The sequence below is a fragment of the Spirulina sp. CCY15215 genome (genome assembly GCF_016888125.1).
In the GTDB taxonomy this organism is placed as follows: domain Bacteria; phylum Cyanobacteriota; class Cyanobacteriia; order Cyanobacteriales; family Spirulinaceae; genus CCY15215.
The window spans coordinates 17021-32202 of the sequence record NZ_JACSWA010000250.1 but is presented as its reverse complement, the minus strand read 5'-3'; the positions used below and the strand labels follow the sequence as shown (position 1 = coordinate 32202).

13 protein-coding genes are annotated in these 15182 nt (G+C 43.3%); 3 read left to right on the top strand and 10 right to left on the bottom strand.

The window, feature by feature from the left end; translation table 11 throughout:
• Positions 1 to 233: 233 nt before the first annotated feature.
• From JUI58_RS02260 to JUI58_RS02225, 8 genes are all read right to left on the bottom strand, one after another.
• Positions 234 to 818: a hypothetical protein gene (locus JUI58_RS02260; protein ID WP_204102117.1), complete on the bottom strand. Its 585-nt coding sequence runs from the start codon at positions 816 to 818 to the stop codon at positions 234 to 236.
• Positions 819 to 855: 37 nt separating this feature from the next.
• Positions 856 to 2124, bottom strand: a complete 1269-nt coding sequence (locus JUI58_RS02255; protein WP_204102116.1) for a pentapeptide repeat-containing protein — start codon at positions 2122 to 2124, stop codon at positions 856 to 858.
• A gap of 60 nt (positions 2125 to 2184) precedes the next feature.
• Complete coding sequence (locus JUI58_RS02250) at positions 2185 to 3309, bottom strand: tetratricopeptide repeat protein (protein ID WP_204102115.1); 1125 nt, start codon at positions 3307 to 3309, stop codon at positions 2185 to 2187.
• A gap of 77 nt (positions 3310 to 3386) precedes the next feature.
• The gene (locus JUI58_RS02245; RefSeq protein ID WP_204102114.1) at positions 3387 to 4325 is read right to left on the bottom strand and encodes a GDP-L-fucose synthase; all 939 of its coding nucleotides are present in this window, start codon (positions 4323 to 4325) and stop codon (positions 3387 to 3389) included.
• A gap of 30 nt (positions 4326 to 4355) precedes the next feature.
• Complete coding sequence (gene gmd, locus JUI58_RS02240) at positions 4356 to 5444, bottom strand: GDP-mannose 4,6-dehydratase (protein WP_204102113.1); 1089 nt, start codon at positions 5442 to 5444, stop codon at positions 4356 to 4358.
• A gap of 165 nt (positions 5445 to 5609) precedes the next feature.
• Complete coding sequence (locus JUI58_RS02235; RefSeq protein ID WP_204102112.1) at positions 5610 to 6341, bottom strand: sugar transferase; 732 nt, start codon at positions 6339 to 6341, stop codon at positions 5610 to 5612.
• Positions 6342 to 6370: 29 nt separating this feature from the next.
• Entirely contained in the window at positions 6371 to 7510 is a 1140-nt protein-coding gene (locus JUI58_RS02230) for a glycosyltransferase (RefSeq protein WP_204102111.1), read from the bottom strand.
• Between the two features lie 158 nt (positions 7511 to 7668).
• On the bottom strand, positions 7669 to 8244 hold the full coding sequence (locus JUI58_RS02225; protein WP_204102110.1) for a Uma2 family endonuclease: 576 nt from the start codon (positions 8242 to 8244) through the stop codon (positions 7669 to 7671).
• A 78-nt stretch (positions 8245 to 8322) separates the two neighbouring features.
• Between JUI58_RS02225 and JUI58_RS02220 the strand changes: the two genes are divergently transcribed.
• The 3 genes from JUI58_RS02220 to JUI58_RS02210 all read left to right on the top strand — a co-directional run bounded on the left by JUI58_RS02220 (position 8323) and on the right by JUI58_RS02210 (position 10550).
• Entirely contained in the window at positions 8323 to 8487 is a 165-nt protein-coding gene (locus JUI58_RS02220; protein ID WP_204102109.1) for a hypothetical protein, read from the top strand.
• A 75-nt stretch (positions 8488 to 8562) separates the two neighbouring features.
• Positions 8563 to 9189 carry a DUF3038 domain-containing protein gene (locus tag JUI58_RS02215; RefSeq protein ID WP_204102108.1) on the top strand — a complete coding sequence of 209 codons (627 nt, stop codon included), beginning with the start codon at positions 8563 to 8565 and terminating at the stop codon, positions 9187 to 9189.
• The gene (locus JUI58_RS02210; RefSeq protein WP_204102107.1) at positions 9186 to 10550 is read left to right on the top strand and encodes a DUF4335 domain-containing protein; all 1365 of its coding nucleotides are present in this window, start codon (positions 9186 to 9188) and stop codon (positions 10548 to 10550) included. Before JUI58_RS02215 ends, JUI58_RS02210 begins: the two co-directional genes overlap by 4 nt.
• A gap of 83 nt (positions 10551 to 10633) precedes the next feature.
• Here the strand turns inward: JUI58_RS02210 and JUI58_RS02205 are convergent, their stop codons facing one another.
• Complete coding sequence (locus JUI58_RS02205; protein WP_204102106.1) at positions 10634 to 13375, bottom strand: UPF0182 family protein; 2742 nt, start codon at positions 13373 to 13375, stop codon at positions 10634 to 10636.
• A 103-nt stretch (positions 13376 to 13478) separates the two neighbouring features.
• Positions 13479 to 15017 (bottom strand): GAF domain-containing protein, encoded by a 1539-nt coding sequence (locus JUI58_RS02200; RefSeq protein ID WP_204102105.1) that lies wholly within the window; start codon positions 15015 to 15017, stop codon positions 13479 to 13481.
• Positions 15018 to 15182: the final 165 nt, after the last annotated feature.

Genomic DNA, 15182 nt, shown 5'->3' with positions numbered 1-15182 from the left:
ATGTGTACGGACGTTAAATTTAACGTCCCTACTTTGGTCGGTTTTGTTTGTTGGCAAAAAGACGAGCGACCCCGGTGAATCGAATTCACCAAGCGGTTGAGGGATGGCGAATCGAATTCGCCATATCCAATCAACCAAGAGGGAACGCGCTCGTCATCTCACCGCTAACCCTTCGGGTCTAGCGGGAGTCCTCTTTTTGCATTTTGTAGATAGACTAGATATTAAGAAAAGACCTAAAATGAAAAACCACCGCGAAAGACATAAAATCTTAAATAACCAATAACATAAACGACATTAATTGAAATTAAAATTCCTTTAGCTAACCATGTATCGAGCATTTTAAATACAAACGGTGTTGCAACTAATACTAATAATAATTCTCCCAAAGCAACGAAGACTGCATGATGTTGAGGATCCCAATAGGAAATCGGACTAATGAAGCGATAATCACTAAAAGGGAAGAAATGGCGGTGTGCGTCTTCATTGTGAACAGGAAGGTCTAATAAATCGTGCAGGATCATACTCGCAAAGAGAAATGCGGCCATTTTCCAACGAAAATAAAGACAGACAGGAATGGCGATCGCCGCAACAGGAATAGAATGAAATAAAGCAATAATATTCTGCCAAAATGGTTCGTAATATGCTTCATTCCAGATTTGTTTTTCCGGCAGCTTTTGCACAAACTTAGCAACCAAGTAAAATGCGAAAATCGGTGCATCAGGAAGCATTGAACCAATGGTAATGGCTACTTTTGCCTCCGGTGTTAAAACAGTACCCATGAGGGCGAGATTAAAAACGTAATGACTGGGTGTGTTCATGTTATACAAGTTATGAATGATGAATTATGAATATTGTTTAATTTTCTATTTCCCTATTCTCCACTCCCCGAACATTAACCCAAGTTGCACCTTTAAAGATAGTATCAGTGAGATCGGCACGGGTTAAATTGGCATTTAATAAAACTGCACCACTAAGATCGGCGAGTTGCAAATTGGCATCACTAAGATTTGCCCCTTCTAAATTAGCATCAATTAATTTTGCTTCCCGTAAATTGGTATAGCTTAAATTAGCATTGATTAATTCTGCTTGACTTAGATCGGCTTTTTCTAACGTGCAGCCTACCAGAATTGTATCTGTTAATTTGGCAGTTTTCAAGGTGGCAAGGGATAAATCTGCACCACTCAAATCACTAGAAATTAAAGATGCCCCGTGAAGATAAGCAGAAGGTAATTTAGCCCCGATTAAGTTAACGCGGTTTAAATTGGCGATCGCCAACTTAGTGCGCGTTAAATTTGCCTCTTCTAAATTTGCCCCTTCCAAATTAGCCCAATTAAAACTAGCATCTTGAAAAACCCCTCGACTCAAATTGGCTGCTGTTAAATTCGCCTTCACAAAACCTGCTTCCTTGAAATTGGCCTCTTGTAATTGAGCTTGAATCAAGTTAGCTCCGGCCAAATTAGTTGCCCTTGCATTAACATTGTTTAAGATTGCACTTTGAAAGTTACTATTTCTCAGATCGCTGAGAGTTAAAGTTGCGCGATCGAGGTTAGCACTGGTAAAAACTGCACCTCTCGCATCAGTGTTTTTTAAACTTGCTTGCTCTAAATTCGCACTGACAAAATTAGCACCACCCAAGAAACTACCGTCGAGTGTTGCTCGTCTTAAATCTGCTGCATATAGTCGTGCAAAAGCTAAATTTGTATTCTTTAAATTGGCTCGATTTAGGAATGCTTCGTCTAATCGCGCTGACGATAAATCTGCACCTTGTAAATTAGCACTATCTAAATTAGTGGAAGTTTTTTCCTCTTCTTTACCGATCGCCTGCAATTGTGCTAAACGTAGATTAGCCCCGACTAGATCGGCCAAAATTAATTGCGCCCCATTTAAGTTTGCCCGTTGCAAATTAGCACTTTGTAAATTTGCACGGTTTAAATTTGCCCCTTCTAAATTTGCATCTTGTAAATCTGCCCCAGCTAACTCAGCTTGGGAGAGTTGAGCCTCTCTCAAATCGCATTTCGGACAAGATTTCGTACTTAATAAACGAGCAACATGATCGGGATTAGCAGCATTAGCAGGAGAAACCAGAAAAATAGAGAAAACCAATAACAATAAACTCGATCGCATTTTATTTACCCTTTTGAACAAGATTAAATTAAACTGTTTCCCATTTCTGATTTCCGCATACTAATTAAACGGTTCAAAAATGCGATCGCTCGATGGCGCGTCGTTTAATAGCGATTGTACCCTTTGCACCCCGGCGCGATCGCCTTGTTGACGGTAAAGTTGAAGGGCGCGATTCCAGGCTTTAACCGCTTCTTCTTCCTGTCTTCTCTCTCTAAAAACTAAACCCAGTTTATAAAAAGGTTCCGGATTATTGGGAGCGAGTTGAGTTGCCAATCTATAGGCATTAGTAGCAGAAAGATAACTTTGTTGCTCGAAGAAAAAATCACCTACTTCGACTTGAATTGCCCAAGAATTAGCACCTGCTGTTGCCGCTCGAGCAAACATTGTTCTTGCTTCTGGAATCTGTCCTTGTTCTTGCAAAATTCGACCAATTTGTAGAGAAGCATTAGCATTATTAGGATTGAGTCTTTCTGCTCTTCGGAAAGCATTCAGAGCCGCATCGAGATCGCCATCAATTCCAGCGAGAAAAATTCCCAACTGTATCCACAATTGACTATTGCTAGAGTAGCGATCGACAGCGCGTTGCAACAGATCGATCGCCTCTCGATCGCGATTGAGTTCTAATAATGCCGTTGCCATAAACCCAAAAACGCTGCCATCTTCAGGGTTATTCCTAGCGACGCGATTATACACTTCTAGGGCGCGAGAATAATTGCCCTGGCGCATGAGAACAACCCCCAAACCCATATAACTATTGTTATTCGCCGGAGCGAGTTGGATGGCTCGCTCATAGGCGCGGGCGGCGTTGCGATTGTCCCCCATTTGCGCTAAACAGTAGGCATAGGCATAGTAAAAATCGGCATTGTTACCCTCGATCGCCAATGCCTGTTGATAGGCGCGAGAGGCTTCCCGATACTGTCCTTGCTGGGTTCGCAGATAGCCGATCCCCGCGTAAATTTTGCTATTACGGCGATCGTAATAAGCTGCTTGTTCGTAAACGGCGATCGCGCGATCGTAATCCCCAGCATCGATGAGATCTCGAGCTTGACGCAACAGAGCCTCGATTTGTTGATTTTGGGGTGAATACTGGGCGAGCATCGGGGCGGGATTAATAACAATAAATCCGGTAGAACACAACCCTGTAAACAGTGCGAAAATAATGCGAGAAATGATTGCTTTGCCCATTGGTTTTTAAAGTTGATAGTCAACAGTGAAGTGAATAACAGATAATAAGTAATTACCTAAGACCTCTTACTGATGACCTATTCAGCATTTTTTCGATACCATGCGATGGTGTTTTTCAAGCCTTCTTCAAAGCCAACTTCCGCAACAAAGCCAAATTTTTCCTGAGCGCGTTGAGTATCCAAACACCGTCGAGGTTGACCATTAGGTTGCTCGGTTTCCCAAATAATTTCGCCCTCAAACTCCATTAATTTACAAATGAGTTCTACGAGATCCCGAATCGAAATTTCTCGATTTGTTCCCAAATTCACCGGGGGAGATTCATTATATTTTTGTGTTGCCATGACAATTCCCCGTGCTGCATCGGTGGAGTAAAGAAATTCCCGCGTTGGGGAACCATCTCCCCAAACGGGCAAAATTTTCTCACCTTGTTTTTGTGCTTCGTAGACTTTGTGGATTAAAGCTGGAATTACATGAGAACTGCGAGGATCGAAATTATCTTCCGGTCCGTAGAGATTGACGGGGAGTAGATACACCCCATTAAATCCGTACTGCTGTCGATAGGATTCCAATTGAACCAAGAGGGCTTTTTTGGCAATGCCATAGGGGGCATTAGTTTCCTCCGGATAGCCATTCCAAAGGTCATCTTCCTTGAAAGGCACCGGAGTAAATTTGGGATAAGCGCAAATCGTCCCGACGCAGACAAATTTCTCAACCCCAGCTTTATGCGCTTCGTGAATTAACTGCGTTCCCATCATTAAGTTATCGTAGAACAACTCGGCGGGTTTTTCGCGGTTCAACCCGATCCCACCCACGTGAGCCGCTAAGTGAATGATGACATCTTGATTTTGTACGACCTGGTGACAAGCCTCCAAAGTACAGAGATCGAATTCTTGCGATCGCGGTACAAAGATTTTCTCTGGATTTGCCCCTGCTTGGTGCAGTTGCGCAATTACCTGCTTGCCTAAAAAACCCGCACCGCCGGTAACGACGATCCGTTTATCCTGTAAATCTAACATTGCGTTTTTCCCTCTCGTCAATTTCCCAGTCTAATCGACAGTCATGCCCCTATTTTGCCGGATATAGGCATTATCTTCCACTAATTTTTGTGCGATCGCATCGGTTTTATTCGGGGAAGAGAGTCCCAATGCCGCCAAATCTGCTTCTACCATTAAATACACTAATTCCGCAAAAGAAACAGAGGTTTCCCAACCTAAATTTTCCTTTGCTTTGCTACAATCGCCGATGAGCAAATCCACCTCTGCTGGGCGCAAATAGCGGGCATCAAATTTGACGTAATCTTTCCAGTTCAAATTAACGTAGTTAAAGGCCAAATCGAGAAACTCTTGAATAGAGTGAGTTTCATTCGTGGAGATCACGTAATCATCTGGGGTATCCTGTTGCAGCATCAGCCACATTGCCCGCACGTAGTCTTTGGCATAGCCCCAGTCTCGTTTAGAGTCTAAATTACCCAAATAGATGTCTTTTTGCTGTCCGGCGACAATACGAGCCACTGCCCGTGTAATTTTTCGCGTTACAAAAGTCTCTCCCCTGCGAGGACTTTCGTGATTAAATAAAATTCCGTTACAAGCAAAGAGATTATAGGATTCTCGATAATTAATGGTTTGCCAGTGAGCATAAACCTTCGCACAAGAGTAAGGACTGCGAGGATAGAAAGGCGTAGTTTCTTTTTGGGGGACATCCTGCACCTTACCAAACATTTCCGAAGAGCCAGCTTGATAGTAACGAACTTCGTTACCGGTGCGTTGTTGGTAATCCCGCACGGCTTCTAAGAGTCGTAGGGTTCCCATCGCTACAGAATCCACTGTATATTCAGGAGAATCGAAACTGACTCGGACATGAGATTGAGCGCCTAAATTGTAGATTTCATGGGGTTGAACTTCTTCGACGATGCGCCCCAAGGTCGTCCCGTCAGTGAGATCGCCGTAATGGAGAAAAAATTTCGCCCCTTCACTGTGAGGATCGACATAAATATGATCGATGCGATCGGTATTAAATGTCGAAGTTCGTCGGATAATTCCATGAACTTCATACCCTTTCTCAAGTAATAGTTCGCTTAAATAAGAACCATCTTGACCAGTAATTCCCGTAATTAGAGCCTTCTTTGCTTGCGTCATGCGTTTTCAGGTAACAATTAACACTTAACCGTTAACAATTCTAACCGATGCGCGATCGCCGATCGCAACTGAACAATTATAACTGGTTAAAAAATAACAGCCAAAAGCGTCCCACGATGCGCGATCGGTACGGGTTTGGTCTCCAAACCCTCTCCAAACCCTCCATTAGTAAGCTCCATTATTGCCAGGAAATAGAACAATTCCAACGGTTCTGAGAATAATAAACAGATCCAAAAACAGGCTGCGATAGCTGGCATAGTAAACATCAAGGTGAATGCGACGCTGATAGGGAAGGTCATTGCGTCCGGAAACTTGCCATAATCCCGTAATTCCCGGTTTAACGGTTAACACTTTGGCCATATAGCGCCCGTAATATTTTAATTCATCGGGGACGAGGGGACGCGGACCAACGACACTCATCTCTCCCTTTAACACATTCCAAAATTGAGGCAGTTCGTCTAAACTGGTCAAGCGCAAAAATTTGCCAATTTTGGTGATACGAGGGTCTTGCTTTAGTTTGTAGGTGTCCTCAAATTCTTGTTGCAATTCTGGAGAATGCTGAAATAATTCATCTAAAATTTCCTCAGCATTACAAACCATCGTTCTAAATTTGAGACAGGGAAAGGATCGATAGTTTTTACCCACTCGTTGCTGCACGTAAAAGATAGGACCTGGAGAAGTAACGGCAATTAAAAACGCCAAAATGAGATAAAGGGGACATCCTAGAATTAAAACGCTGAGAGAAAAACTAATATCAAAAAAGCGTTTAAATTTCTCACTATTAAAAATAAACAGCAAAATGCTCGTATTTTGCCGTCTGTTGGAGGGAGTGCGAGGCGATCGCGTTTTCCTCGTCACTTCTCCTTTGCTAGACCTTACTGGACTTTCAGCTGTCATTGTACTCCTCAAATTCACCACAAAGCCTTTCAGCGATTCGCGTTTTCCCATTCTTGACAGCAGCGATCGATAAAAGCAAGATACTGCTGAGAGAAAACTTGGGGGGTAAACCGTTCGGCGTTTTGGCGGCATATTTCCGGCTCGATTTTTCCTGGTAATTGGGTAAAAATCTTGACGGCTTCGACCAATGCCTCGGCGGTTTGGGGGGTAAAATGCAATCCCGTCCCCGTTTGGGGAAATTGTCGCACATCTCGGACCGTTTCCAATGCTCCCCCCTTACCATAAGCAATGACGGGAGTTCCGCACGCTTGTGCCTCAACAGGAGCAATTCCAAAGTCCTCGCAAGCGGCATAAACGAAGGCTTTGGCTTTGGCCATGTACTGTTCTACAACTGTATTTGGTTGCGATCCTAACACTTGAATATTATCGCGGGCTATGGCTTTAATACGGGTTAACTCGGTGCCATCACCAATGACTACGAGGGGGAGTTCTAATTGATTGAATGCTGCGACAATTAAAGCCACTTTTTTATAACTAACTAAACGGGAAACAACCAGATAAAAGTCTTCTTTTTGAGGAGAAAAAGAGAAGCGATCGCAGTCTACGGGAGGATAAATAACTTCGGCTTTGCGTCGGTAACAGCGCCAGATACGACGGGCTGTATATTGGGAGTTAGCGATAAAATAATCAACGCGGTTGGCGGAAATAACATCCCATTCTCGCAGGCGATGGAGAATATAGCGAGAGAATAAACCGGGAATTCCCTGTCCCATGGGGCTGCTGTGGAGGTAATCAAAGGTTAAATCCCAAGCGTAACGCATGGGGGTGTGACAGTAGCAGAGATGGAGTTGGTGGGGGCGGGTGAGGACTCCTTTGGCGACGGCGTGGGAAGAGGAGAGAATGAGATCGTATTCTCCTAGGTCCAGTTGTTCGATCGCGAAGGGAAGAAAGGGTAAATATTTTTGTACACCGTTGCGGGCGAGGGGAAAATGTTGTAGGAAGGTATGACCAATTTTGCGCCGGTATAAGTAACTCTCTGGGTTAACCGATTCAAAGTCAATTAAAGCATAGAGATCCGCTTCGACGTGCTGGAGAATTTCCTGTACGACTAATTCTGATCCTCCGGTTGCTTGGGGGGTTAACCATTCATGGACTAAGGCTGTTTTCATTCAGGATTTGTTTCTCGATCTCCAATACTTTAGCGCGACTTGAGGGGATAGGAAATTTTAAATTTAGGGAGAAGGGCGATCGCACTTCTCCCGAATCTCGCAGCATCAAAATATGAAGAGTTCAATAATGAAAACAAAGATAACTGTTACGATTAGGACTAACCCAAAATCCCTCTCAAATTCAACTCAAATCCCAATAATACATCTTCTCCCGATAAGTAACTAGGGGCTTCTAAAATCTCAACATCCCGATCTTGGCGATAAACTTCAACCCGATTATGTTGCGGATCGATCAACCATCCTAAACGCACTCCACATCTCATATATTCCTGCATTTTTTGCTGCAATACCGTCAAACTATCCGTTGCAGAACGTAACTCGATCGCCAAATCAGGAGCCAGAGGTAAAAATTGATTCGGTCGCAAATTTAACGCTTCAATTCTCTCTCGTTTTACCCATGACGCATCGGGAGAACGTTCTGCACCATTGGGGAGTTTATAACCGGTAGAAGAGTCGAATGTGAATCCAGTATCGTCATTTTCAGCCCAAAGCTCTAAACGAGCCGTTAATTTAGAATTACGATTACCACTAATCCATCCCGTTGGAGGCATAATAATCAATTCTCCTTCCACAGTTCGTTCTAATCTTAAATCGCGATTATCCTGACAGAGTTGAAAAAACTGCTCGTCTGTGAAGGAAGCGATCGCATTGATATTGAGGGTGACAGCATTCATTGCATTGCTAAGGAGATTAACTTTTTCCTACTGGTTCTCTGGTCTAAATTGTAGCGACTTCCTCCCCTGGTAACACAAATGACCCGCAACGGTGGCGATCGCGAACCCATTACCCCAGAAACCAACCTAGGAGACAAGTTCCTCAAGGCGGAAAACCCCTCGGGGAAGCATCACGCCAGCAAACTCCCCCGTAAGTTTGTCAATCTGCTGTATCGGGAATTTGTCGCTTTTTTTTCAGCCTAAACTTTGCTAGGCTGAATCTAAATCATTAATTATTGGTTTCTTTATTTTTCCCCATTAATAATTGATAATTGTTTAATGAGTCAAGCTGCAAGCGTCAAGTCCGAATCCAATCCGTCAAAGCGTTCAAAACTCTTAGTTTTGGACAATTTGCCAAACTTGCCAGGTGTTCAGGAATGTTCTCCTCGCGTGCAACAGAAAATTGACCTAATTTTGCTGGCTCTCGAAGCACTAGAGTTGGGGAGTTCAGAACATATGCTGGCTACTGCCCAAGAATTAGAATTACAAAGTATTATTGATAATCGTGTCACTTTATGGCGGTTGCGCTGTTCCAATCCTTGGCGGCGATCGCACAGCCGGGATTCTCTCACGGTGAATCAAGCCAAGGCCTTAACGATGATTGCCAGCTTTCGGGCGCGAAAACTGACGGTATTGATTCGCCAGTTACTCGTGGCACGTCAGCAAATTCAACAAAAGGGACTACCCTTAGAACAACATTTTCGCCTCTCTGAATATTTAGAACGCTTTCGGGCGCATTTTCGCGGTCGCATGAATTCTAAACGGGCGAAAGTTGCCTTTTATTTGTCCAGTGACGAACGATTGAATGATTTGGCCATGTCCTTGTTGGGGCAACTACTTTTCTGCACGGGGACGGCTGGAATGCAACGATTTTGGGTTAGTTTGTTTGATGGAGAAGTATTATGACAATTAAACGCCAGTATAATTTGCCCAATTGTCGGCTTGTTTTGGAAGGATTGGACAATGAGAATCTAGAAGGCAACCCGAGCGATCGCCGCCCCCTACTCTCGATTCTCGTTCATGCTGAATGTAGTTTTACGGGGATAGAACAGCCTCTATCGGGAGGAAAGGATTTTCTTTATAGTTTGGTTAAAGCGGTTAGTGCTTATGCTCAAGAATTCTTAAGCGGTATTCGCCACCCAGTGGAGTTAGAACATCCCAACGAAAGCGTGCGCTTATTAAAGGGAAATAATCCCGATATTCATCATCTCCTCTGGCAGCATAAATCTGAAGGGGATGATGCGGAAGAGTCGAAACCCTTACATTTCGATCTCAACACGATTCAACTTTTCGACCTCGTGGAAGCGGTGGATCAGTTATTTGCTGATACTCGGACTTTACCGGATTTGTCTCTTCATTTGATTCCGGTTAGCCGTCGCCATCGCAAAGCCGATATTCCTTTGACTAAGCGGGCAACACCGATGATAACGGGGATAGGCAGTTTGGCGATCGCCGCATCTTTGCTCTTTATACTGCCTATTCCCAAGGTGAAAGACCCAGAGGTTATCCAAGGGGAAACGAGCAGCGAGAACGCCCCAGAGGAGTCCCAGAGCGAACCATCTGCGCCACCTATCTCTCCAGAAGATTTACAAGCATTACTAACAGATGCTCCCAAAATTGAAGAACCGACGGAGATTAGTTTTCTGCAACGCTATCTGCGCCGAGAAATTGAAAACGCTTGGGACAATCGCGAGGCGATCCAGCAAAACCTCACTTATCAGATTACTGCTACTTTGGATGGCTCGATCATTGACTATGAACCTACGGGAGAAACCACTGAAGCCGAAACGGAATTAACTCCTCTTGCCAAATTGCGTTTTCTTCCCACGGAGGATGATATTGCCCAAAAAGAGGCGATCGCCGAGTTTGAGTTTACTTTCACCCGCAATGGTACAACCATCATTAGCCCCTTAGCTGGGCGCAAGGGTAATGCTACTTTAGGAGAACGCATTGAAGACCCCGAAATCTTGAGGAATCTGCGGGAAGCCATGAGGGAGAAATTACAGACTGCTTGGACTCCAGAAACCCCAGTTGTAGCGGATCTGCCTTTCCGTATTGGTGTCACGGAAACGGGGGAAATCGCCGATTATGAGTATTTGGATGGCAATGCTTACCTCTTACAGCAAGAAACCCCTTTGCCCAAATTACTCAATCCTCAAGCAGCAGGAATTGGCGAAAAAAACGGAACTGTTGTACCGCAAAAAGCCCTTGCTCAATTCCGCGTTGTTTTTCTCAAAAATGGCGCGATCGAACTAGGTACTTATTAGTTGTTTGTAATTGACCTACTCTCACCACTAAACCCTTGAGAGTTCTAGGGTCAGAATAACATTTTTTCACCTGCTGCTAATCCCTAATTTTCCTCCCCATTTAACTGTAAGAGAATTTTTCCTAATTCTTCGTTTAAGCGACCGTATTCAGTCCAATTTCCAGACTGCAAAGCCTCCTGTGCATTCTGATATGTTTCTAGGGCAGATTGAATCAAGGGAGAAGATTCAAGAGTATCTTTTCCAGCTTCATCCCCTGTTTGTAGTTGAGAAGTAACTGAAGAAGAAGAGCCAAAAAGTGCCGCTAAAGCAGATTTTAGGTCTTTTTCCATGACACTTTTTTGATCGTAAATTGCAATCACTCGTTTTAGTTCTGGTAATTGCCCTGTTTCTGCTCTTAAGTAAACTGGTTCGATATAAAGTAAAGAATCTTCAATGGGAATAATCAATAAATCTCCCCGAATAACTTTCGATCCTTTTTGACTCCATAAGGTCAATTGTTCGGAAATCGTGGTATTTTGATCGATTCTTGCTTCTTGCTGCATCGGTCCGAAAATAAGTTGCTGTTTAGAAAACTTATAGACCAAAATTTTACCATAGTTTTCTCCGTCGGAACGTGCAGCCATCCAAGCTACCATATTTGCTTTTTCAACAGGAGTAAAAGGTAAAACCAAGACAAATTCTTCTTGTTTGGATTGAGGAAGGCGCATGATCGCATAATAGGGATTCATGATCTCTTCTTTATCTTCATAAATTTGTTGAGGAACTGCCCACATATCTTCTCGATTATAAAATACTTCAGGGTTGGTCATGTGATAGGTTAGATACTTCGCTGCTTGAACTTGAAAAAGGTCGATGGGATAGCGAAAATGGCTGGCGATCGCGGTAGGAATTGCTTCTGAAGATTGAAAAAGATCGGGGAATATACGACGATAAGTGCTTAAGATTGGATCGTCTTCATCTATTGCCAAAAATTCTGGGATTCCGTCATAGGCATCGATCACAATTTTGACGGAATTGCGAATATAATTGAATCCTCCCGGAGAAGGTTCTGAATAAGGGTAGCGATCGCTAGTTGTATAAGCATCAATAATCCATTTTAAGCGTCCGTCAACAATAACGGGATAAGCATCTTGATCTAATGTTAGAAAAGGGACAATTCGCTGCACGCGATCGCGGATTTGGCGATGGTATAAAATGCGCGATTCGGGGGTAAAATACCCAGAGATGAGAATCTTTAAATTGCCGAAATGATAAGCATAAACGAGACGGTGAAAAAAGCTAGGAATAGCAACTCCACCCTGCCCTGAATAACGATTTGCGGCATTTTCCTGCCCGAAAGGATAATCAAATTCATCGGTACTCATGCCCGTGAAAATATAGCGATCGGTGTTTTCGCCATAATAAATTCTCGGTTGGTCAACGGTTAGATCGGTTTCTGAAATGGGAGGAATATCTTTGATTAATAATTGCGGTAAACCTTCTGGACTGACGCGATCGACTGGACTCATTACCAAACCGTAACCATGAGTATATTTTAAGCGTTGATTGACCCAGGTTTTACCTTGTGCGGGGACTTGGTTGTAGTCCAATTCTCGCAAGGAAAGCATCACTTGACGATAGGTTTTATCGAGGATGTAGCGATCAATATCGACACCCTGAAAATTATAATAAGGACGAATTTCTTGGAGTTCTTTATAGGTACTCAGGAGAGGTCGAGTATTCCACAAGCGAATATTATCTATAGTTGTCTTATTGTTTTCTAATGTTTGCAAATTCAAATTGGATTTAACGGCATAGAGTTGGGTTTGAATCTGATCTAATCCGTAGGCTTTCTGGGTATATTCAATATTATGCTCGATATAGGGTTTCTCTTTGGTCAGTTCATTGGGAGCAACGACTAATTGCTGTTCTAAGATGGGAATTAAGCCTTGAAATATAAGCGCAATGATGATATATATTCCTACGGAATATAAAGGCAAAGTTAAACGATTTTGACTGATGGAAAATAAGAAAATAGCAGCGAGAGTCAGTGCTAAAAAGCTCATTAAAACTAGAGCAATTTGGCGGGTGTGAACATCCGTATATCCGGTGCCAAAAACAACCCCTTCTGTGGAATAAAGAAGCTGATAGCGTTGTAACCAATAACTAAAAGCAATGAGGACGGCGATCGCAGATGATAAACTCAGCAAATGTGCTTTAACTTGACCCGCGCATAAATTGCTCCATCCCCGACGGCGATCGATGTTACCTTTAAGAACATAAATTGGAATAGAGAGGGCTAATGCACCTCCAAATAAAGCAAATAGTTCATTTCTCAAACTGATATAGAAAGGGAGTTGGAAAACATAAAAGCCAATATCGCGATCGTAAATGGGGTCTGCGATCGCAAAATCCGTCCTCCAAAGCAATTTTAAGACAGTTTCCCAAGTATCGGTATTGGCTGCAGCCGCAACTAAAGCGCAGAAAACAATGCTTGCAATGGCCAGAAAATTAACTAACCGATGTACCGCATCGGGAGGAATATCATAAGTATTACTCGCAGGTAAAGCCCGAAAATCTCTCTCCCGTGTTAAATGTAGGGCTAATCGATAATTAAAACCCAGAAAGAGCAGAAAGAGCAGAAAAAAGAAGAGCCAAGACAGCGATCGCCCTAACAACAGCGTCCAAAATACTTCACTAAACCCAACAGCTTCAAACCACCATAACTCTGTCAAAGCATGGGCGATCGGGTTTAAGCCAATCAAGACAATTAAAGCTAGAAAGAGCAGTAAACCTCTTATCCTTAAGCCCCTCTTATTCCCTTTATTCCCCTGCAAACGTTCCACCGCAACTTGACCCCTTTACAATTCACCATCTCCATTGTGGGCTAAATCGAGAAGAAATGATGATTTATTAAGTTATGAGTTATGAGTTATGATTTATGAGTTATTAGTTATGATTTATGACTTTTAACTGATCTGATTGCTCGATCTGGGGAATCTTGAAGATATAACGATAACTTCCTGCTCGGGATTCTTCTAAAGAAATCCAGCCTCCGTGCATTTCCAGTAAATGACAGCCTAATAATAAGCCCAGAGTTTCTCGTCCTCCTTCCTCAGTAGATTGACGATCGCGCTTATAAGTTTGTAGCGTTTCTATGAGCAACTGTAGAGTTTGTTGAGGCGATCGCCGATTCTGCTCTGGAATTACTGTAGCCCGCATCCCCTCATCCTGCCAACAGGGGTGAGAAGTCCACAGAGAAATATTAAGAACCGGTAAAGGGTGAATGGGGTCTTCAATTTTGCGACAGATGTGAACGTGAATCTCACTTCCCTCATGGGAGGCATAAATCAGACTGTAACAAAAATAATAAAGTGCTTGACGGAGCTTTTCTTTATCCAGTAACCAGATACGATTACCAGGTTCAACGGACATTTGCAAGGTTTGTTGCTGTTGTTGAGCCAGGGATTGTAAATTATTAAGAGACTGCTGACAGAGCATCTCAACATCCACAGGAGCCAGTTGTAATTGGTTGTTGTTTTGGTCTAAAACTGCCAAAGCCAGCATTTCTTCCACCACAGAAAGCAACTCTTGACCGCTAGTGTGAATGATTTCCAGATATTCTTTTTGCTTGTCAGTCAATGGCCCGTAAATTTCTTGTTCTAAGACCCGAGCCATGCCCATCACTGATGTTAGCGGATTTCGTAAATTTTCCGTTAGTCCGACCAATAACCGAACTTTAAGGAGATGAATTGATTCATCGCCATCTTGGCCATTATCTTTACCATTCGGAAATTTGGGTGCGGGGGAAGCGATCGCCGTGGGAATATGATAGGTAGGGACATGAAAGTGAGAAGTGATCGATTGCCCCATCAAGCCTTCATATTCGCTCATACACCAGCGTGCAGTCAGAGTTAAAAAATCAATATCGCGATCGCTAAAGTCATAGGGTTCTAAATTCAGGACGGCGATCGCCCCGATACATCCCCCCGATCGCGAGATCAACGGAGCGCCCAAATAAGCGCGGATGCCATAATGTTGAAATAATAAACTACGAGCAAAAACAGGATGACAGGAAACATTGGCAATCACTAAAGGACTGGCAGCATCAATCACATACTGGCACAAGGATTCTGGGCGAGATAATTTGCGAAGAGTAGCCAGATCGTTCATCAAACCCAATTGCGATAATCCTAGAGCGGATTTAAGCCATAATTCGTCCTTCACTTGAATGCAGACAAAACAAATCGGCATCTGGGGAAAACGCTGAGATCCTAACCCAGTGTCCTCATGGAGAGAACGACCCCCCAGAAAACGAGCCGCAGTTTGCACAGCTTCATCAAAAACGGGAATGGTATCGGAATTGAGTAATCTCAACTGTTCTAACCTCTGCAATCGTTGTTTTTCCCGTTCTTCCGGTGTCAAACCGTCCAAACGGCAAAAGAGACGATTTTGATAGGCGATGGGACGGCGATCGCTTTGATCCATGACAGTTTTTAGTTAGGTGGTGAAAGAAAATGAGCCTCGATAACAAGACAAAATCTTTTCTTCTCTATATTTTTCCCGCGATCGCGCATCCAATAAACAACAAGGGATAGAATTGATAGATTAGATCCGTTCGATCTGCCGTTGCACTCGGAGGACAATTATCAA

Coding starts and splice junctions, on each gene's coding strand:
- JUI58_RS02200 (WP_204102105.1), bottom strand. CDS start 15,017: ATGGATCAAAGCGATCGCCGTCCCATCGCCTATCAAAATCGTCTCTTT.
- JUI58_RS02255 (WP_204102116.1), bottom strand. CDS start 2,124: ATGCGATCGAGTTTATTGTTATTGGTTTTCTCTATTTTTCTGGTTTCT.
- JUI58_RS02235 (WP_204102112.1), bottom strand. CDS start 6,341: ATGACAGCTGAAAGTCCAGTAAGGTCTAGCAAAGGAGAAGTGACGAGG.
- JUI58_RS02210 (WP_204102107.1), top strand. CDS start 9,186: ATGACAATTAAACGCCAGTATAATTTGCCCAATTGTCGGCTTGTTTTG.
- JUI58_RS02220 (WP_204102109.1), top strand. CDS start 8,323: ATGACCCGCAACGGTGGCGATCGCGAACCCATTACCCCAGAAACCAAC.
- JUI58_RS02215 (WP_204102108.1), top strand. CDS start 8,563: ATGAGTCAAGCTGCAAGCGTCAAGTCCGAATCCAATCCGTCAAAGCGT.
- gmd (WP_204102113.1), bottom strand. CDS start 5,444: ATGACGCAAGCAAAGAAGGCTCTAATTACGGGAATTACTGGTCAAGAT.
- JUI58_RS02260 (WP_204102117.1), bottom strand. CDS start 818: ATGAACACACCCAGTCATTACGTTTTTAATCTCGCCCTCATGGGTACT.
- JUI58_RS02250 (WP_204102115.1), bottom strand. CDS start 3,309: ATGGGCAAAGCAATCATTTCTCGCATTATTTTCGCACTGTTTACAGGG.
- JUI58_RS02230 (WP_204102111.1), bottom strand. CDS start 7,510: ATGAAAACAGCCTTAGTCCATGAATGGTTAACCCCCCAAGCAACCGGA.
- JUI58_RS02225 (WP_204102110.1), bottom strand. CDS start 8,244: ATGAATGCTGTCACCCTCAATATCAATGCGATCGCTTCCTTCACAGAC.
- JUI58_RS02245 (WP_204102114.1), bottom strand. CDS start 4,325: ATGTTAGATTTACAGGATAAACGGATCGTCGTTACCGGCGGTGCGGGT.